This window comes from Bartonella sp. AA126HLJHH (assembly GCF_042197425.1).
GTDB lineage: Bacteria > Pseudomonadota > Alphaproteobacteria > Rhizobiales > Rhizobiaceae > Bartonella.
The window spans coordinates 57,040-76,314 of record NZ_JBHIRU010000009.1 but is presented as its reverse complement, the minus strand read 5'-3'; the positions used below and the strand labels follow the sequence as shown (position 1 = coordinate 76,314).

At 40.9% G+C, this 19,275-nt stretch carries 20 protein-coding genes; 10 read left to right on the top strand and 10 right to left on the bottom strand.

Annotated elements, in window-relative coordinates:
* Nucleotides 1–6 precede the first annotated feature (6 nt).
* The 10 genes from ACFIQC_RS05840 to virB11 are packed head-to-tail and all read left to right on the top strand — an operon-like array spanning nucleotide 7 to nucleotide 6,455.
* Nucleotides 7–246: a hypothetical protein gene (locus tag ACFIQC_RS05840; RefSeq protein WP_375706860.1), complete on the top strand. Its 240-nt coding sequence runs from the start codon at nucleotides 7–9 to the stop codon at nucleotides 244–246.
* 27 nt (nucleotides 247–273) lie between these two features.
* On the top strand, nucleotides 274–678 hold the full coding sequence (locus tag ACFIQC_RS05835; RefSeq protein WP_375706861.1) for an EexN family lipoprotein: 405 nt from the start codon (nucleotides 274–276) through the stop codon (nucleotides 676–678).
* A 26-nt stretch (nucleotides 679–704) separates the two neighbouring features.
* Nucleotides 705–944, top strand: a complete 240-nt coding sequence (locus ACFIQC_RS05830; protein ID WP_375706860.1) for a hypothetical protein — start codon at nucleotides 705–707, stop codon at nucleotides 942–944.
* 27 nt (nucleotides 945–971) lie between these two features.
* Nucleotides 972–1,376 carry an EexN family lipoprotein gene (locus tag ACFIQC_RS05825; protein WP_375706859.1) on the top strand — a complete coding sequence of 135 codons (405 nt, stop codon included), beginning with the start codon at nucleotides 972–974 and terminating at the stop codon, nucleotides 1,374–1,376.
* Between the two features lie 26 nt (nucleotides 1,377–1,402).
* The gene (locus ACFIQC_RS05820; RefSeq protein ID WP_375706858.1) at nucleotides 1,403–2,332 is read left to right on the top strand and encodes a type IV secretion system protein; all 930 of its coding nucleotides are present in this window, start codon (nucleotides 1,403–1,405) and stop codon (nucleotides 2,330–2,332) included.
* Between the two features lie 37 nt (nucleotides 2,333–2,369).
* Entirely contained in the window at nucleotides 2,370–2,657 is a 288-nt protein-coding gene (locus tag ACFIQC_RS05815) for a type IV secretion protein VblB7 (RefSeq protein ID WP_375673599.1), read from the top strand.
* Nucleotides 2,654–3,325 (top strand): virB8 family protein, encoded by a 672-nt coding sequence (locus tag ACFIQC_RS05810; protein WP_375620969.1) that lies wholly within the window; start codon nucleotides 2,654–2,656, stop codon nucleotides 3,323–3,325. The genes ACFIQC_RS05815 and ACFIQC_RS05810 overlap by 4 nt, the downstream gene beginning before the upstream one ends.
* Nucleotides 3,326–3,327: 2 nt before the next feature.
* The gene (virB9, locus tag ACFIQC_RS05805; protein ID WP_375620970.1) at nucleotides 3,328–4,179 is read left to right on the top strand and encodes a P-type conjugative transfer protein VirB9; all 852 of its coding nucleotides are present in this window, start codon (nucleotides 3,328–3,330) and stop codon (nucleotides 4,177–4,179) included.
* 27 nt (nucleotides 4,180–4,206) lie between these two features.
* The gene (gene virB10 / locus ACFIQC_RS05800) at nucleotides 4,207–5,385 is read left to right on the top strand and encodes a type IV secretion system protein VirB10 (protein ID WP_375632022.1); all 1,179 of its coding nucleotides are present in this window, start codon (nucleotides 4,207–4,209) and stop codon (nucleotides 5,383–5,385) included.
* A gap of 17 nt (nucleotides 5,386–5,402) precedes the next feature.
* Nucleotides 5,403–6,455 (top strand): P-type DNA transfer ATPase VirB11, encoded by a 1,053-nt coding sequence (virB11, locus tag ACFIQC_RS05795; protein ID WP_375644464.1) that lies wholly within the window; start codon nucleotides 5,403–5,405, stop codon nucleotides 6,453–6,455.
* A gap of 54 nt (nucleotides 6,456–6,509) precedes the next feature.
* On the opposite strand, the gene ACFIQC_RS05790 is transcribed toward virB11, so the two are convergent.
* The 10 genes from ACFIQC_RS05790 to ACFIQC_RS05745 all read right to left on the bottom strand — a co-directional run bounded on the left by ACFIQC_RS05790 (nucleotide 6,510) and on the right by ACFIQC_RS05745 (nucleotide 19,022).
* Nucleotides 6,510–6,728 (bottom strand): type II toxin-antitoxin system RelB/DinJ family antitoxin, encoded by a 219-nt coding sequence (locus ACFIQC_RS05790; RefSeq protein WP_375652724.1) that lies wholly within the window; start codon nucleotides 6,726–6,728, stop codon nucleotides 6,510–6,512.
* A 78-nt stretch (nucleotides 6,729–6,806) separates the two neighbouring features.
* A complete protein-coding gene (gene vbhT, locus ACFIQC_RS05785) occupies nucleotides 6,807–8,327 on the bottom strand; it encodes a type II toxin-antitoxin system protein adenylyltransferase VbhT (RefSeq protein ID WP_375706857.1) in 1,521 nt (506 codons plus the stop codon).
* Nucleotides 8,314–8,502 carry an antitoxin VbhA family protein gene (locus ACFIQC_RS05780; protein WP_375632029.1) on the bottom strand — a complete coding sequence of 63 codons (189 nt, stop codon included), beginning with the start codon at nucleotides 8,500–8,502 and terminating at the stop codon, nucleotides 8,314–8,316. The genes vbhT and ACFIQC_RS05780 overlap by 14 nt, the downstream gene beginning before the upstream one ends.
* Before the next feature lie 169 nt (nucleotides 8,503–8,671).
* Complete coding sequence (locus tag ACFIQC_RS05775; RefSeq protein ID WP_375706856.1) at nucleotides 8,672–8,944, bottom strand: HigA family addiction module antitoxin; 273 nt, start codon at nucleotides 8,942–8,944, stop codon at nucleotides 8,672–8,674.
* Nucleotides 8,945–9,854: 910 nt separating this feature from the next.
* On the bottom strand, nucleotides 9,855–11,228 hold the full coding sequence (gene glmM / locus ACFIQC_RS05770; protein ID WP_375611769.1) for a phosphoglucosamine mutase: 1,374 nt from the start codon (nucleotides 11,226–11,228) through the stop codon (nucleotides 9,855–9,857).
* A 553-nt stretch (nucleotides 11,229–11,781) separates the two neighbouring features.
* Nucleotides 11,782–13,944: an ATP-dependent zinc metalloprotease FtsH gene (gene ftsH, locus ACFIQC_RS05765; RefSeq protein WP_375706855.1), complete on the bottom strand. Its 2,163-nt coding sequence runs from the start codon at nucleotides 13,942–13,944 to the stop codon at nucleotides 11,782–11,784.
* 114 nt (nucleotides 13,945–14,058) lie between these two features.
* Nucleotides 14,059–15,546: a tRNA lysidine(34) synthetase TilS gene (tilS, locus tag ACFIQC_RS05760; RefSeq protein WP_375706854.1), complete on the bottom strand. Its 1,488-nt coding sequence runs from the start codon at nucleotides 15,544–15,546 to the stop codon at nucleotides 14,059–14,061.
* 18 nt (nucleotides 15,547–15,564) lie between these two features.
* Nucleotides 15,565–17,544 carry a tol-pal system protein gene (locus tag ACFIQC_RS05755; RefSeq protein ID WP_375706853.1) on the bottom strand — a complete coding sequence of 660 codons (1,980 nt, stop codon included), beginning with the start codon at nucleotides 17,542–17,544 and terminating at the stop codon, nucleotides 15,565–15,567.
* Nucleotides 17,545–17,596: 52 nt separating this feature from the next.
* Nucleotides 17,597–18,118 (bottom strand): peptidoglycan-associated lipoprotein Pal, encoded by a 522-nt coding sequence (gene pal / locus ACFIQC_RS05750; RefSeq protein ID WP_273790460.1) that lies wholly within the window; start codon nucleotides 18,116–18,118, stop codon nucleotides 17,597–17,599.
* Between the two features lie 202 nt (nucleotides 18,119–18,320).
* The gene (locus tag ACFIQC_RS05745; RefSeq protein WP_375610271.1) at nucleotides 18,321–19,022 is read right to left on the bottom strand and encodes a DUF1013 domain-containing protein; all 702 of its coding nucleotides are present in this window, start codon (nucleotides 19,020–19,022) and stop codon (nucleotides 18,321–18,323) included.
* Nucleotides 19,023–19,275 lie beyond the last annotated feature (253 nt).

Here is a 19,275-nt window from a genome sequence, read left to right as displayed (position 1 = left end):
ATCTCAATGGCAGTAGAAAGCAAAGGCATATTCACTTGGATAGATAATACTGTAATGCATTCCCTTACAAAAACAATGGATAGCGCCATTACACATCGCTATTGCGCTTTAGCTGCTCAACTTAAAGAACCTTACAGACTATACAATAGATTTATGGCAAGATTATGTCTCTGCCCTAGATTTATCATCACTGGTTATAAAAACCAGAACACAGCAGAATCTAAAGATTGTGCTCAAAACTTGTAAAACTGAAAGGAAAAAGGGGAAATATTGATGAATAAAGTTCTCATAACAACATTGCTACTTGGCACTGGAATTATCGCTGCTGGCTGTGAAAAAACCTATAGCGTCGCTGAATTTAAAAAAGATGAAAAATTACGCCTAGAGTGGGATGCTAGATGTGGATTTGCAGGAACTTCAAAGAATTGTGAAAACATGCGGTTAGCATTTTTAGAACTTGAAAAAGAATATGAAGCACAAGCAGAAGAAAGAGAGCGTCAAGCGGAAGAGAACGATCGCAAAAGATATGAAGAATTTATGGCTGAACAAAAAGCTTGGATTGAAAAAATGAGAGCAGAGACTCAAAAAATACTCGAAAAACAAAGAGCAGAAACACGCGCTGAAGAAGAACGAAGAGCAAAAGAGCGCGCGGCAGAAGAACAACAAAATAACCATTAAGACATAATGAAAAGCGGAGCATCTAAATGGCAGTAGAAAGCAAAGGCATATTCACTTGGATAGATAATACTGTAATGCATTCCCTTACAAAAACAATGGATAGCGCCATTACACATCGCTATTGCGCTTTAGCTGCTCAACTTAAAGAACCTTACAGACTATACAATAGATTTATGGCAAGATTATGTCTCTGCCCTAGATTTATCATCACTGGTTATAAAAACCAGAACACAGCAGAATCTAAAGATTGTGCTCAAAACTTGTAAAACTGAAAGGAAAAAGGGGAAATATTGATGAATAAAGTTCTCATAACAACATTGCTACTTGGCACTGGAATTATCGCTGCTGGCTGTGAAAAAACCTATAGCGTCGCTGAATTTAAAAAAGATGAAAAATTACGCCTAGAGTGGGATGCTAGATGTGGATTTGCAGGAACTTCAAAGAATTGTGAAAACATGCGGTTAGCATTTTTAGAACTTGATAAGGAACGTCAGGCACAAGCAGCAGAAAGAAGTCGTAAAATTGCAGAAGAAAATCGTAAAAGAGAAGAAGAAGATATAGCTGAAATGAGAGCCAGACTAAAAAAAATGGAAGCTAACACTAAAAAAAAATTAGCTGAACAAGAAGCAAAGCGACGTGCTGAGGAAGAACGAAGAGCAAAAGAGCGCACGGCAGAAGAACAACAAAATAACCATTAAGACACAATGAAGAGCGGAGCATCTCAATGGCAGTAGAAAGCAAAGGCATATTTTCTTATATCGACAATATGTTGATGGAGCCCCTTACAAAAACGATGAATGACGTCATTTCCAATCTTTCATCGTCTTTAGGTGCTCCGCTTAAGCTGTCTTGTACCATTTACATTATATTTATAGGGTACAATATCATCTATGGGCGTTCTTCCATGCCCTTATGGGAATTTATAGTGACAACTTTCAAACTCAGCATCGTTGTTTCACTTGCCACAAACGCTGCTCTTTATAATGAGTGGGTCAGTGGTATATTTTTCCATGATCTGCCGAATGCCATTTCAAATGTCACACAAGGAGCACATGTGGATCGAAATGTATGGGACAATATGATAAACAAAGCTGGAGCACAGGTTTTGGACGCAGCAAACCAGTACACAGGTCTGACTCAAATGGGGAAGTTTATTGCGACATGGATTGCTGGTTTTATCTGCCTAGTTGCTGCTATCTTTTTTTGTCTAGTCGGTTTTGTTGTTTCATTATTTGCTAAATTGGGTTTGTTTCTTGTCATATCAATAGGACCACTCTTCATAAGCCTCTATATGTTTTCCTCAACCAGAAAATTCACAGAAGCATGGTTAGGGCAAGTTGCAAACTTCATCATTTTATATGTGTTAGTCGTGCTGCTTGGTGGCTTATATGTCAACATTTCAATGAAAATTTTTTCAAGAGGTATTGAAGATATCATCACTACTTTAATTCAATTCTTGGTTGTTGGTCTTGGTGGTATTCACCTTTTCCTCAGACTCCCTGATATCGCATCAGCTTTAGCCTCTGGGGGGGCTTCTCTTACAGGATCAGGACCAGTCGCTAAAGCAACGGCTCAACTAACAGGTAAAGCTGCTAAAGCAACAGCCAACACGATAGCAAAGGGCGTTAAAAAACTAGCATCACTATTAAAATAAAAAACTAGCATCACTATTAGCAAAGGTCTAAGTTCAAATGCGGGAATTTAAAAAAATTGGGATTATCTTACCATTTCTCTTTCTCAGTGGCTGTGTGTCTTCACCAAACACACTGAAGTCACTCCCAAAGTGTGATGGATATTCTAAACGTCCACTCAACAGATCAATGTGGAATTGGGAAGGAAAAAAACCCACGCCCACACCCATTATCATCAGTAACAACACCCCTTCATCCCTAAAAGAAGGCAAGCTGGAAACGCTTCTGGCACAAAAATTAACGGATGAAGAAATCAAATCTTACAAAAATTGCGGGCAAAAAGCATGAAAGAAAAAGATATAGAACAATACATTGCTGAAGCGCGCTCGTTTGATCAAGATCGCATGCTCGCCTCACGCCGCACCACCCGCGTCTCTCTTGCCATTGCCGGCATCGCGGTTGCTGTTGCAATAATGTCTTCTCTCGCAGTCATCACCCTCACACCCCTTAAAACCGTGGAACCTTTTGTCATCCGTGTGGACAATTCAACCGGCATCACCGAAGTTGTGGAAGCCTTAAAAGAAGGTCCCACCAATGTCGATGAAGCAATCACACGCTACTTTGCTGCAAAATATGTCCGCTCCCGTGAAGGCTTCACCACAGAAGAAACACAACACAACTTCCAAACCGTCTCCCTCCTCTCTTCTTCAGAAGAACAGGAAAGATTTGCCAGCTGGTATGGAGCAAGAAATCCCCAAAGTCCTCAAATTCTCTATAAACACGCCGCTGTTACAATAACAATAAAATCAATCTCCTTTATCAATGACGATGTTGCCCAAGTGCGTTACTACAGAACCATTCACGACAACGACAACAACAAAGAATTCATCACCCACTGGGTTGCAACACTTACCTTTGAATACATCAATGCCCCTATCTCTGTCCAAAACCGTTTGATAAATCCTCTAGGGTTTATTGTTAGTGAATATAGAACCGATCCGGAAGTGGTCAACTGATCATGACAAAAAAAATTCTTTTTCTCATTCTTAACATCGCTATTACCCTTTCTTTAACGCCTAGCCATGCCAGTATTTTTCCCACCCGCGCGCCAAGCGATAGCCGCATTCGCTTTATCAACTATGATGCCTATAATGTCACAAAAATTATTGGCTCCATACGCTCATCGGTACAAATAGAATTTTCTCCCAATGAAGAAATTGCCCATGTGGCAATTGGCAACAGCGTTGCATGGGAAGTCGCTCCCGCTGGCAATATTCTTTTCCTTAAAGCGCGGGAAGTCCAACCCATTACCAATCTCCAAGTCGTCACCACAAAGCTTGATGGCTCAAAGCGCTCCTATCAATTTGAACTCATGGTCAAAGATGGGGAAATTTCATCTGGACAAGAAACATATTTCCTTGTGAAATTTCGCTACCCACAAGAAGAAGCAGAACAAAGAAGACTCGCAGCCCTTATGCGACAAGAAAAACAACAAGCCCAGCGTATCGATAATGTCTTCAACGCTTCTGAAACCTATGGACCACGCAATTGGGCTTACACCGCTCAAGGATCGAGCGTGCTCGAACCCTCCTCCGTTTATGACAATGGCAAAACCACAACATTTACATTTCCAGACAACCAAGAAATCCCTGCCATTTACATTGTCAGCAATGACGGTACAGAATCGCTGGTTCCCAAAACCACAAGAGGCAACATGGTGATAGTCCATGCCATTAGCGCACGCTTCACCCTAAGACAGGGAAAAAACGTCCTATGCGTCTTTAACGAAGCCTATCAACCAAAAGGCACAAATCCAAATACCGGAACAACCTCACCATCTGTTGAACGTAAAGTTGCATCAGATCTTTAAATAAGCGGGAATTGAAGGGGACAACACATGAGTGATAAACCAATCATCGAAGATCGCGGATCTATTGGGGATGGCAAAAACAATAGCGCCAAAACCGCTGGCAAAAAAATAGTTGTCGCAATAGCCTGTATAGGAATCTGCGGCTATGTGCTCTGGAACATCTTATCCTCCCCCACAGAACAAAAAGACACCGCAAAAGCTCATAAAAAACAAGAAAAAAGCTTTCACAATTCCCTCGCTCCTTTAGAGCTCGCCCCCTCTGACCCGCGTGCAAACATAGCACCAATAACCTTACCACCCCCACAACCACTCGCACAAGAACCCAAAAAAGATGACCCACTACTTGATGCCGCAAGACGTGCCCCTGTTTTAGCTTTTGCCAAAGGCTCTAAATCTCAATTAAAAGACATCGTCAACACCACTCTAAACCCCTTTGACAAACTCCATGCCCTTGAAAATCTCGCGAATGCGCAAAATTCTCCTGCCCTTCAAGACACACAAAATTTTGCAACCCTATTAAAACCGACCACAACAGAAGAAGCAAAAGCAAAAGCAAAACTCATCGGCAATAGAAACTTTATCATCGCCATGGGAACCTCTATTCCCTGTATCTTAGAAACCGCATTAAACAGTGAGCAACCAGGCTTTGCAAGCTGCATCATCAACCGTGATATCCTCTCTGACAATGGGCGCGTTGTTTTGCTTGATAAAGGAACCCAAGTGATTGGCGAATACCGCGGAGGGATAAAACAAGGTCAATCTCGCCTCTTTGTACTCTGGACAAGAGCAAAAACCCCAACCGGTGTCATCATCGACCTTGCCTCACCCGCAACAGACAGTTTAGGAAGAGCTGGTTTTGATGGCAACATCAACACCCATTGGTGGGAACGCTTTGGCTCTTCCCTTTTACTCACCGTTATTGATGGTGCCACAACAGTTTTAACAAATAAAATAGTAGGCAATTCCAATAAAGAAGGTTCAAACAACTCTGGAGGCGGCGGTTTTGAAGGCGCAAACAACACTGGAAAAGAGGCCGCCAGTATTGCTCTTGAAAATCAAATCAACATCCCTCCTACCCTAGAAAAATTTCAAGGCGAACTGGTCAACATCTTTGTAGCAAAAGATCTCGATTTTTCCTCTGTCTATAAACTAGTCGTAAAGAGCAAAAGAAACCGCTCTACTCCCAGCTATTCCTTTTTTCATTAAGCCAATAAAGTCACATTATGCCATCAGCAAAAAATGCAGAACGCGCCTCCATCGTTTTAACAAAATTAAAGATCTTAGATGACTTCCTCAATGATGACAATTTATTTGAAATTGTCATCAATCGCCCTGGCGAAGTAATCGTTGAGGGTCCCAATGGTTGGCAAACCCACATCTTAAAAGAGCTAACCTACAGCGAACTAGAAGGGATTGCAAAAGTTGTTGCTGCCTACACAACACAAAAAATCAGTGTAGAAAACCCCGTTCTCTCCGCAACACTGCCAAACAACGAACGCATACAAATTGTTATGCCTCCAGCTGTTGCAGCCAATACCATTAGCATGACCATTCGTAAACCTTCATCACGCACTTTTTCTCTTGAAAGTTTACATGAAAACAATCTGTTTTCTGTCGCCCAAAACACCAGTTTCACACCCACGCAACAAATGACAGAACGATTATCCGAACTCTCTGATACAGACAAAGAGCTAACAGATCTCTTTATCGCCAAAGACTTTTGCAACTTTTTAGAAAGAGCCGTTATTACACAACAAAATATCTTAATATCGGGCAAAACCGGTTCTGGTAAAACAACCCTCTCCAAAGCTTTGATTGCAAAAATCCCTGACTATGAACGAATTCTCACCATTGAAGACACGCCAGAACTTGTCGTTCCGCACGCCAACAAAGTGCAGCTCTTTTATTCAAAAGATAACCAAGGCTTAGCAAAAGCAGGCGCAAAAGAACTGCTTGAATCAGGATTACGCATGCGCCCCGACAGAATCCTTCTACAAGAGCTGCGTGATGGTACAGCCTTTTACTATATCCGTAATGTTAATTCTGGTCACCCCGGCTCCATTACCACCGTCCACGCCTCAACAGCCCTTGCAGCCTTTGAACAAATGACCCTTTTAGTCAAAGAAAGTGACGGTGGTGGTAATTTAGCACGCGATGATATCCGCGGCTTATTAATCTCGATGATAGATGTCATCATCCAATGTAAACGCCTCGAAGGAAAATTTCGTGTAACAGAAATCTATTACGACCCCTTCAAACGCCGTGATGCTTTTTAAAAACTGTCGAAATGACTTAAATAACTCATTCATATCTTTCGCAAAGTATACATCTTATCCTTTTGCATTCTTTTCAAAAATTTTAAGCGTTTTCGCATTAGAAATAGACATATCAAACGGCAATCCTCTTTCATCAACAACTTTAGCTAAGGAAATTCGTATGAAATCAGACACCGTAAGTCCTAAACTTGCTAATATTTCACCGGCTTCTTTTTTCAACTTCTTATCTATATTTGCTCGAATAACATCTTTTGAATCTACGGCTATGCCCATAGTAAACCTCCTTTAGTTACCTTCTTATGTATGGCTCAAATGAGTTATTATAACAAGTTTCTAATGTTCTAAATTTCTTTATCGTGTAATTTCTTTTGACATTGTTTGCGCTATCACATTATTTAGCTCTTTCGTATGTATCTGTTGCAAAACTTTAACTGCTGTTTGAAGCTCTTTCACAAGCTTTTTATCTTGAGGCTGATTTGGCGTGATTGCTTTTGACAAGTCAAAGTCTTGTTTATGAATAGCATCCTGTCCAAAACGTTTATCTAAAGCACTTTTCAGCTTTAAAAATTCTTCACCAACCTGCTCTGGTATCTTTGAATAACTATCACAACCAGCTTCAACATTTTTCATAAAAGTCACTGCTTCTTGTGAAAGCGAGGGGACTTCAACTTTTAACTGTTCACGCTCCCGTGTAACACTATCCATATGTATCTCATAAGAATTCTTATAAAAGGATTGAAGCTTTTCAATAGAAGAAAGTGCACGAGGAACATGATAAAGCGCTTCTTTTCGTTCTTTTCCTGTAGCCTTCAATTTATCGATAAAACGATCTGACCCACGCAGTTCGCCTGCTCTATCAGGTGCCCTATCCAAAATATCAGAGAGTTTATCGCCTTTACCTGCTAAAATCGTTTGCTCAATCCTAAACGCAGCCTCTTGTGGATCTCTATAAATAAATGCTAAACGACTGTTTAACTCCTTAAACATATTAACATAAGATTTTTCATTCCTAAGAGCGCTTAGCACCTTCTGTTCTAGATTAGAGTTATCCGTATAAGCCGCAAGGTATGGGGCTTTTTCCGTTGTTTTTGATGCAACATTCAAATCATTTTGTAATTGCTCAAGTTCTTCTTTTTGACGTTTAGCAAAACTTGTCTTTTCTCTATCCCAAGGAGTTTCAATCTTCTCTTTTTGTTGTTCCAAGCACTCTTTATTAAGATCAACGCAAAAAGCAATATTTTTGCCAATACCTTGAGAAACATCATCCCTTTTATTTTCTGTAAACTTGGTAAGGTTCTTATAGATGAGTGCAGACAGATATTCTGAATTACCAAAATGTGCTTCAATTGACGCACGTGTCATTTCTTGTCGCTCAATACCCTTCCAGTTGATATGATAACCAGCTTCACGAGCAAGTTGCACCATAAATTCGCGCTGAGTACGCCCATTCCCCTCTCGAAACGGATGCAACGCATTCAACTCGCCCATGTAATATCCAGCCCTTTGGCTAAAGTCATAAGCACCAAGACCACGCAGATACTGTTCTTTTGCAAGCTTTTTTGTAATCTTCGGTGCATAACTTTCAATCTGATTATAACTAGCAAACATACTATTGCCTTTGGCAATATCCACTAAACGAACTTGTCCCGCCCATTCATATATGTCGCCAAACGGTCTTCTATGAATCTCTTTCATGTAATCCAGATCAAACTTACCACCAATAGGAGTATGTACAAATTCGAAAGATTTCACATAAGAAATCGTAGATTCTACACGTTGCAGCGTGGCTTTGTCTTTAATACCAAACCGATTATACATCACACCAGTTTCAGGATCAGTATAAGAATCGCCGCTCCCCTTATACTTCTCCACGTTTTACCCTCTCCATATAATCTTTGAGGATATCACTTGTTTCAAACTCTCCAATAATAACACGTTCCATTTGCTCAACGACTTTTGGATCTGGCTCTAATCCCTCTAAACGTTGGCTTGCCAATGCATTTTCAGCATAGAGGCGACGCAGCTTAATTTCCTCTTCACTCAACATATTAAAACCCTCCTTTGCTTATATTTATTATAGCCAAACAGACTATAGAAACAAGATTTTATTCCTTGTCTTACCCGCGTTACATCTTTTGACCTTGTACGCTCATACGCATGATTTAGCTCTTGTATACGTCTCTATTGCAAAAACTTAACTGCCATTTGAAACTCTTTTATGCAATTTTGATCATGGGACTGTTGTTAAGGATTTTTTTTGATAGATCATAATTTGTTTGCATAGTAAGCCAAGCACGTGCTGTGCTTACACCAGCCATTTCAAGCCTAATAGCAAGATTAGCACTCATAGCGGCTTTTTCATTTAAAACTCTAGAAAGTGCTACACGAGATATACCAAGCCACTCTGCTGCTTCATTAAAGGATAAACCAAGCTCTTTGATCACATCTTCACGCAATAATTCACCGGGATGTGAAGGATTCTTCATCATTGTTTAGACCTGCTTTTTGATGATAATCCAGATAATCAAACATTTCGACATCTATGCTATCAAAGCGAAATATTACGCGACAATTTCCCTTTACAGTAATTGACTAATAATCCTTGAAATCGCCCTTTAGCAGATGTAATTAAAAGGACGGATAACTCAAATCTTTTGGCGATACATCTACTTCAAAAGCACCTAGAATACGCTTTAATTTTTGAGCATGGGCGGTTCTAATCCCTTCAGTCGTACCAGTATTATAGAAGGCTTCAATCCTTTTATGTTTAAATCTTAAAATTGTAAATGAATATAGAGTGTACCCTTCCAAGATCCAAAAAATGTTCATTATTTTTACATCACATGGCTTTTTTACTTTATAAACATTAGAACTGTCGTGAAAAAATCGATCATTCTCATCTCTTTCTCATTATTCTACTAATTATTGGAAAAGTATAAGTTCATAATTAGGAGGAGCTAAACGTAATAGGAGCGTATCATATCTCCAATTGGCAGCGGCACTTAGAAACATCAAGATGATATAACCACAATGACCATTGCTGTTTGATGTTCATGGGGCGCTGCACCCGCTGTATATCGAGTAAAAAGAATGAATAACACTAATAACCCCCTACAAACTCTGTTAAACTAATAACCGGTTTACGAATAAGTAAAAGAAAAAGGAAAATCAAAAAAAGGCATATTTTTCATATTTTACGAACTATAGAGAAATCTATACGCATTGTAGTTATTAGAATTAGACTTTTCCCTTTTTTATTTAATTTGTTCGTAGATAGAGTATCCATTACCGTTATTACATCACTAACAGAGTTAATAATCATACCTTTTGTAATTGCCAAAATCCCGCATTAAAATCAGACCTTTATTCAAAGATGATCTGATAATTTTCTCAAAAAATTCAAGATTCCTCAAGTGCAGTCCCCATGCGTACATCATGATGAATAATAACATCCATCAACTCTGTCACGACAGTGTCCAATACTTCTCGTGCATCGCCTTCAGCCATAAGGCGGATAACCGGCTCCGTTCCAGAAGCGCGGATCACCAGCCGTGCCTCTTTTCCCAACCGCTTCTCTGCTTGATCAATGGCCGCTTTGACGGGATTTTTTTTCAAGACATTTTTATTTTTAATCGTTACATTTTTTAAAATTTGCGGTACAGGTTCAAACCGTTTACACAATTGGCTCATAGGGCTTTGACTTTCCTTCATACAGGCTAAAATCTGCAATGCAGCCACCAAGCCATCACCCGTGGTACCAAAATCACTAAGCACGATATGGCCAGAAGCCTCACCACCAACATTATATCCCTTTTGGCGCATGGCATCGACAACATAACGATCTCCAACTTTTGTCCTTACAAGGTGCAACCCTTTGCTATTCAAGAAACGCTCTAGTCCAAGATTTGACATAATCGTTGTGACAACACCATTGCACCGTAATCGTCCCATTTTATGCCAATTTTCAGCAATTACAGCAATTAACTGATCTCCATCAACCGTTTGTGCTTTTTCATCAACAATGAGAACCCGATCTCCATCTCCATCAAGAGCAATCCCCACATCAGCACGCACTTCATGCACTTTTCGTTTTAAAGAGCTTAAATCGGTTGATCCACATTTTTGATTAATATTGGTCCCATTGGGCTCATCATGAATAGCAAAAACCTCAGCCCCCAATTCCCATAAAGCACGGGGAGCCGCTTTATAAGTAGCCCCATTGGCACAATCCACAACAATACGCACAGTATCTAAGCGAACATCACGCGGCAAAGTTCGTTTGGCATATTCAATATAACGATAAATATCTCCCTCAACCCGTTTTGCATAACCAATTTCGGCAGAACTTGCTAAAGACTTTGAAAGATCTGTATCGATCAATTGTTCAATTTTCGCTTCCATATCATCTGAAAGCTTAAAACCATCAGGACCAAAAAGTTTAATTCCATTATCATAGAACGGATTATGAGAAGCAGAAATCATCACCCCAAGATCCGCGCGCAAAGAGCGGCAAAGCATTGCAACAGCAGGCGTTGGCACTGGCCCCAATAAAAAAGCTTCCATCCCCGCAGCAGTCAATCCTGAAACCAAAGCGTTTTCCAACATATAGCCCGATAATCGTGTATCCTTGCCAATCACCACACGATGAGATTGATGTTGTGAGCGAAATAAAACCCCTACAGCCATCCCCACCTTCATGGCAAAATCGGGTGTCATAGGAAATGAATTGGCTTTCCCCCGAATTCCATCTGTACCAAAATATTTTTGCACCATGCCTCTTTCCTTTAATATATAATTCTTCCCTTGGCTTTTCCTTAAAACCCTAACAAGCCCCCTTGGTACAATAGTCCTCCTCTCCCCGTATAAAATCAGATCATTGATCTTAAACCTTCATGCATTTAGACAATCAAGCCCCCTATTCACCATCTACACATCTAAACTACTCTCAAGCAATTATGTTTACACCCTTACACATAAAAGCAATATTATCTCCTCAAAATGCTCTATACATTCCTTTAACACAACCAACGGATAATTTCACACCCTTGCTAAATCCGTAAAGAAATCCAGCACCAAACCTCATACCCTACCAAATCAGCAAGGAAATCTATCGCCTAACCTTACACCCCCCTACCACATTAGAAAAGCAACAGTCCACCTCGCCTTGTAGCATGCTAAAGCCGCCATCATACAACGGCTTTGCTTAATTTTTTGCTTCCATATTTTTGCAAATATTACAAGAAAGGCGCAAACAAAACTTGCGCCTTTCTCAAAGAATTTAGAAGTTTTCCTAAAACATCGTCACTCAAGCGATATTAAACAGTTCTTATTTTTCTTTATCATGTCCCGCAGTATTGGACTTCTTTTCAGCATTACTTTTAGAGCGGTTGACTGATTTTGTAGTACCTTTTGTGCTTTGTACTTTTTTCTCAGTCTCATCCGATTGCACTTCTTTAGACTGAGCCTCCTTAGGCTCAACATTACCGGATTTTGCTGTTTTTTTCCCAACAGCTGCCTCTGCTTTACCTGCCTTGCCTTTATCTGTCTCTTCTTTATGAAGCACTGTTTTAGGAGCTGCTTCAGCGTTTTTTTCATCTACCACTGTTATCTCTGCTCTGACCGTTCCAGTTTTTGGAACAGAAGCCCCCCGTGGCGCAGCACCCTCATCTTTCTGTGTGCGTGAAGGAGGCTTTCCTGCAATAACTTCGTTAATTTCAGCTCCCGTTAAAGTCTCATATTCCAACAAACCTTGTGCCAAAGCAAACCATTCTTTTCTTTTTGTTTTCAAAATGTTTGTCGCATTTTTATAGGCATCATCAATAAGCTTACGCACTTCCATATCAATCATGCGCGCTGTTTCTTCAGAGACATTTTGTGTTCGCGCAACAGAATGACCCAAAAAGACTTCATCTTGGTTATCGCCATAAGCTACATTTCCAAGCAGATCAGAAAATCCCCACCGTGTGATCATCGCGCGAGCTAATTTCGTTGCTTGTTCAATATCAGAAGAAGCACCAGATGTGATATTTTCCTTTCCAAACTTTAATTCTTCAGCCACACGTCCACCCATCATAATAGCCAAACGAGAAATCATCCACCGATAACTCATAGAATAGCGATCGCCTTCAGGCAATTGCATCACCATTCCCAATGCTCTTCCCCTTGGAACGATTGTTGCTTTGTGAACAGGATCAGCAACCGGCACATTAAGAGCCACAATAGCATGTCCTGCTTCGTGATAAGCAGTGAGTTCTTTTTCCTCTTGTGTCATAGCGGTTGAACGACGTTCAGCCCCCATCATCACCTTATCTTTGGCATCTTCGAATTCTTGCATCGTGACAACTCTTTTATTACGGCTCGCAGCCATAAGAGCAGCTTCATTGACCAGATTCATCAGGTCTGCACCGGAAAATCCTGGTGTTCCCCTTGCCAAAATTTTCAAATCAACGTTAGGCGCTAAAGGCACGTTGCGCACATGCACTTTCAAGATTTGTTCACGCCCAGAAACATCAGGGTTTGGCACAACAACTTGTCGGTCGAAACGCCCTGGTCTTAACAAAGCGGGATCAAGCACATCGGGACGGTTTGTTGCGGCAATAAGAATAATACTTTCATTGGGCTCAAACCCATCCATTTCGACAAGCAACTGGTTTAAGGTCTGTTCACGTTCATCGTTTCCACCGCCAAGACCAGCCCCCCTATGGCGCCCAACAGCATCGATTTCATCAATAAAGATAATACAAGGTGCATTTTTTTTAGCCTGTTCGAACATATCGCGCACACGGCTTGCCCCAACACCAACAAACATTTCCACAAAATCAGACCCTGAAATGGTAAAGAATGGCACATTGGCTTCACCGGCCACAGAACGTGCTAGCAAAGTTTTACCGGTTCCTGGAGGACCAACAAGCAAAACACCGCGTGGGATACGCCCCCCTAAGCGTTGAAATTTTTGTGGTTCGCGTAAAAATTCAACAATTTCTTGAAGATCTTGCTTTGCTTCTTCAACGCCAGCAACATCTTTAAAGGTAATACGTCCTTGCGCTTCATTAAGCAATCTTGCTTTCGATTTCCCAAATCCCATTGCACCGCGTGATCCATTTTGCATTTGCCGCATAAAAAAGACCCACGCCCCCACGATAATAATAACAGGTAATAAGGAAAAGAGGAGATTGAGGAAAATGCTATTTCCAGAGCTTTCAGGAATAGCTTTAACATTAACGTTTTTGCTTTCCAATTTTTGTATCAAACCTGGATCGCGAGGAGCATAGGTTGAAATAGCTCTATGTTCAATGGTTTTTCCTGTTAATTTTTGACCTTGAATGGTCACAGATTTCAACTCATTATTCTCAACTTTTTGCAAAAATTCAGAATAGGAGACTTCTCCACCACCAGAACGTTGGCTATCTCCATTAAAGAGAGAAAACGACACAATCAAAATCAATGCAATAACTCCCCAAATAAGGAGAGAGCGGTAATTGGAATTCATATTCAGCCCACTTAATCAAATATAGATTTCAAACAGTTCCCCTTAACATATAACCTTGTCAGCCCCTTGCCAAGGGATGAGAAGCTGTTTATTTTCTTTTAGAGTAATTTTCCTTTATCTTTTCACCTCAATATTAAAAAAAGGTTCCACAACATTCACCAAGGCTGCATCTTCTCGTGAGGAAAGCCAATCGAAAGGTGCCATAATCCGCTTGACGATAACATGTTTATGAACAACTGCTTGAGAAATCAACTCTGGAATATCATACCCTTTATGATTTGAGATCATCAGCAGCGATTGTAAAGAGGGAAAATGAGGCTTTTCAAGCTCAAAATCGCTATTTTTTAATAAAAATTTCAGCTGTTCTAAATTTGCGGCTCCAACCTTTATAGCCTCATATCCATGATTTGTGATATGATAGCGCCCATCCCATATAAAAGTTTTATCTGGCTCAACAATAGCCTCTTTCATATTTCGCCCTTCACGCCACAAAGAAATTCCCTGCTTGTTATATTCAATAACAGAGCCCGCATAAGTAAAACGCCGCTTTTCTGGAGAATCGAGACAGAGTTTTTGAACAAGCATGCTTAATTTCTGATTGGGGAGCAAATAAAATCCCCCTCCCATCAGCACAGCAAAGAGCCCCACCACGAAAGGAAAACTGGAATGTTTCTGTAAAAATAGCGCAGGCTTTGCTATGAAACAACATCCATGTTGGACAGTAATATCCAGTGCTAAGATCAAATCAGCAATATTTTTGGCTTGTTGACGACGCTGCAATGCGGCTTCATTTATTTTTTGAGCAATATAAGCCAATTTTTGTGGAGAAAGAGATTGACGCACGCGCACACGTTCAAAATTGCGATCTTCATTGGTTGGATCATCAATCCATGTTTGTCCTTGTAAGCGTAAATAATTCCGTAATGTTTGGCGTTTTACACCAAGGAGTGGCCGAATCAAACGCACTTTTCTATGCAACAGCGCCTCACGCGGAATACAGGATAAACCACGTTCATAGAGGGGACCATAGTTTTTTTCGGCAATATTTTTTCTTGTTTTTCTGGTATGATCCTCATCACGTATACCCTCGGCTTCACCGCGCAAAATACCAGCAAAACCACTGGCATAAACCTCATCGCGCATGGCAACAGCTTCACTATATAAAGCACCTCTATTCTTTTGGAGACGTTGATACCGCATTTGATAGGTCTCAACCTGATCATTGAGTGTATGCCCCGTCATAATAAGTGATGCGCCTTGTTTTTGTGCTTCTTTAACCAAGAGATCATAGCGTGCAACACGCGCGCTGGAAGCAATATGCGTCTTTGGCTTTTCGCCTTCCCATCGCACAGTGATATGTTGAATATCATGGACACGACAAATTTTCGCAACAGTTTCTGCCTCACGCATCGATTCTTTACGCAATTGATGATCAACCGTGACAACAAGCATTTCTGGAGGAAATGCGAGAGTTTCCAAATGCTCTTTGACCAAAAACATCAAAGCCAAAGAATCACTTCCCCCTGAGACGGCAAGAATCAACTTCTGACATTGAATAAAATCCGATGTTTTAAAGAGATTTCTTGCCAGTCTAACGCACACCGAAAACGACCTCGCTGTTTATTTTGCAGGTTTACAAAAAACAGATGCTAATGTTTGTTGACGTTTTGATTTTTTCACAAAATGAGCACAATCGTCTTTATTTGGCTCAAGAGCGACCATACTTCTTGCTAATTTCAGTAAAATCTCGGAGGTATAGAGCTTCTTTTTATCTGCATACCATGCGGTAAGATAAACTTGTGCTGCTTCATGATAGCGTTTTTGCCCCAACAAAGATTCGGCCAACCAAAATAAAGCATCATCACTCAAAGAATCTTTTTTGTAACGATTTTGAAAAGCGCAAAAGCTTTTTTCAGCATCAACATAGTTAGCAGAACGAATAAAATCATACCCTTCCTTATACAAAGCTTTAGAAGAAGAAAGATTGTCACTCTGATGTGCTTCAATTGGAGCACTTACTTCATGCGCTTTGTTAAAAGGTTGACTGTTTTCATGATCATGGCTCTCCACCTTAGCTTCCACAGCAGCAACCTTTGTCTGATCACCTGTACTATGGTCCTGCTCCATCTCTTCTTTTACAGTCTGAGATTTTTCATCTACAGCAGACTTTTCAAAAGAACAAGAATAAACAGAAGAGGCTTCTGTATCAAAAAGCTCGTGAAACTGCTTGTTAACATTTTTTAGACTGTTATGCTCAAGCACCATTCGTATCTTATGCAAAAGCTTATCTAAATCATAATCTTTAAATAAAGCCTGTTGATTCTCTAAAATAATCCCTTGGTGCTCCGCAACACTAGTAGCTTTTTCTATCACATCAGATGCTGCTTTATCGGCTGCTTCAGGTGCTTCCTTCATAGCATCAACAGCCTTATTAACAGCGTCAGTGGCTTTTTCCGCCGCGCTAGATGCTGCTTTATCGGCTGCTCCAGGTGCTTCTTTCATAGCATCAACAGCCTTATTAACAGCGTCAGTGGCTTTTTCCGCTGCATCAGATGCTGCTTTATCAGCTGCTTCAGGCGCTTCCTTCACAGCATCAACAGCCTTATTAACAGCGTCAGTGGCTTTTTCCACCGCGCTAGCGGCTGCTTCAGGTGCTTTCTTCACTGCATCAACAGCCTTATCAACAGCGTCAGTGGCTTTTTCCGCCGCGCTAGATGCTGCTTTATCGGCTGCTTCAGGTGCTTCTTTCACAGCATCGACAGCCTTATCAACAGCGTCAGTGGCTTTTTCCACCGCGCTAGATGCTGCTTTATCGGCTGCTTCAGGTGCTTCTTTAACAGCATCAATAGCCTTATCAACAGCGTCAGTGGCTTTTTCTGCCGCATCAGATGCTGCTTTATCGGCTGCTTCAGGCGCTTTCTTCACGTCATCAGTTGCCTTATCAACTGCATCAGTGGCTTTTTCTGCCGCATCAGATGCTGCTTTATCGGCTGCTTCAGGCGCTTTCTTCACGTCATCAGTTGCCTTATCAACAGCGTCAGTGGCTTTTTCCGCCGCATCAGATGCTGCTTTATCGGCTGCTTCAGGTGCTTCCTTCACAGCATCAGTTGCCTTATCAACAGCATCAGTGGCTTTTTCCGCCGCATCAGATGCTGCTTTATCGGCTGCTTCAGGTGCTTCCTTCACAGCATCAACAGCCTTATTAACAGCGTCAGTGGCTTTTTCTATCACATCAGATGCTGCTTTATCGGCTGCTTCAGGTGCTTCCTTCACAGCATCAACAGCCTTATTAACAGCGTCAGTGGCTTTTTCCGCTGCATCAGATGCTGCTTTATCAGCTGCTTCAGGTGCTTCTTTCACAGCATCGACAGCCTTATCAACAGCGTCAGTGGCTTTTTCCGCCGCATCAGATGCTGCTTTATCGGCTGCTTCAGGTGCTTTCTTCACGTCATCAGTTGCCTTATCAACTGCATCAACTTTATCCGTATCATGTGCAGGATATTCGGAAGCCTTTCGTGCCGCACTTTGAACAAGTGAAGTAGAACAAGCTATGAAAACCCCCATATAAAAGAGTGTTTTCCAATTGATTTTACGATACATTCTTTTTTCCCCTTAAGAGCTTATTAAATAGTTGAAACAAACAATCTTCTTTTTAATGACTATTCATGTCATTCAACGTTGTCACAGCACGTCGATTTTGATTCCAACAGGAAATATCATCACATACTGCTACAGGTCTTTCTTTTCCGTAAGAAATTGTTTGAATCCGTTGTGCGGACACACCAAGAGACACCAAATAGTTTCGCACAGCAACAGCACGGCGCTGTCCAAGTGCCAAGTTATATTCACGTGTTCCCCTCTCATCAGCATGACCTTCGATCATAATAGAATAATAAGGATAATGAAGCAACCATTCTGCTTGGCGCGTTAAAATACGTTCAGCATCAGCATCAAGTGAAGAAGAATCGAGACCAAAAAACACGCGATCACCCACATTAACCGTAAATTCTTGTCCTGAACCTGGTGACATCTGATTCAAACCAGCATCATTCATATAAGCGCCATTCATACCGTTAAGTGCACCAACATTTTTTTTGCCACACCCACCCAAGCATAGTGAGAAAAGAAAGAGGATAGCTAAGGAATGAGAGATGGTTTTTTTGGTAGAGCGCATAGTCCGTTTCTCCTTGAATTTCGTAAAGAAGGGTCAATTCTTAAAAATATTTTTAAGAATAACCGTTAATTCCTAATGAAGAAGAAATTTTTTCTGTTTTTTCGTCCTCATTTTTACTTTTGAGTCTCTGCCAATTTTTCTTCTCTTTGGCCATTCCTCTAACATTTCCATAAGAAATGTTTCCCTTATGCGTCATGGCTTTTTATGCATCATCTTGATCTTGATCTTGACGATTTTTTTGCAGCGCGTTCAGCTTTGCAAAAACTTTATCAGCGTCAAAAGTCTTATGCAGATTTTCTTCGCTCTCATTTTCCTCTAGAGCAGCGTTTTCCGTCACAGAAGCGGGAAGCAACGACCTATCTTCTTCTGCAGCAACAGGGCGATTTTTCGCCGCACGCTGGAGCTCAAAATCTAAATCGATTTGCGAACACAAACCAAGCCCTACAGGATCAAGAGGAACCAAATTTGCACTATTCCAATGGGTTCTAAGGCGGATTTGTTCAATTGTCGCTTTTGTTGTCCCAATCAACCGTGCAATTTGTGCATCTTTCAACTCGGGATGGTTCGTCACCAACCATAGGATACCATTGGGACGATCTTGGCGTCGAGAAAGAGGGATATAGCGCGCCCCTTTACGTTTTTTTTCAGGAATATGCACCCTCGATTGAGAAATTTTCAAGCGTGCGTTTTGATCAGCCTCCACCCGTGCAATTTCACTGCGCGTCAATTGCCCAGAACTAATCGGATCTAAACCTTTAATACCATAAGCCGCATCACCATCGGCAATAGCTTTTACTTCCAAGACATGCAATTTACAAAATTCTGCAATCTGATCAAAAGAAAGAGCTGTATTATCAACCAACCAAACAGCTGTTGCTTTGGGCATCAAAAGTTGCGTTGCCATTTTTATAAATCCTCTTCTGCGCCTCTTCTATGAGGCAGGTTACCGCCCACTCAAGAGCACTGGAACTTTTTTATATGTTTAGGTCTCTCCAACCACTCCTAAAACAAAGTGCGGCATGGAATAAACCATTTTGCTATGAGATTACATTCTGTTATAGCGTTATTTTTGCTCAACGACAAGAGATCTCTCTTGTAATGATCCTCAACTAAGGTGTCTTTACCTTTAAGATGAATTTTCTTATAAAGGGTTTATT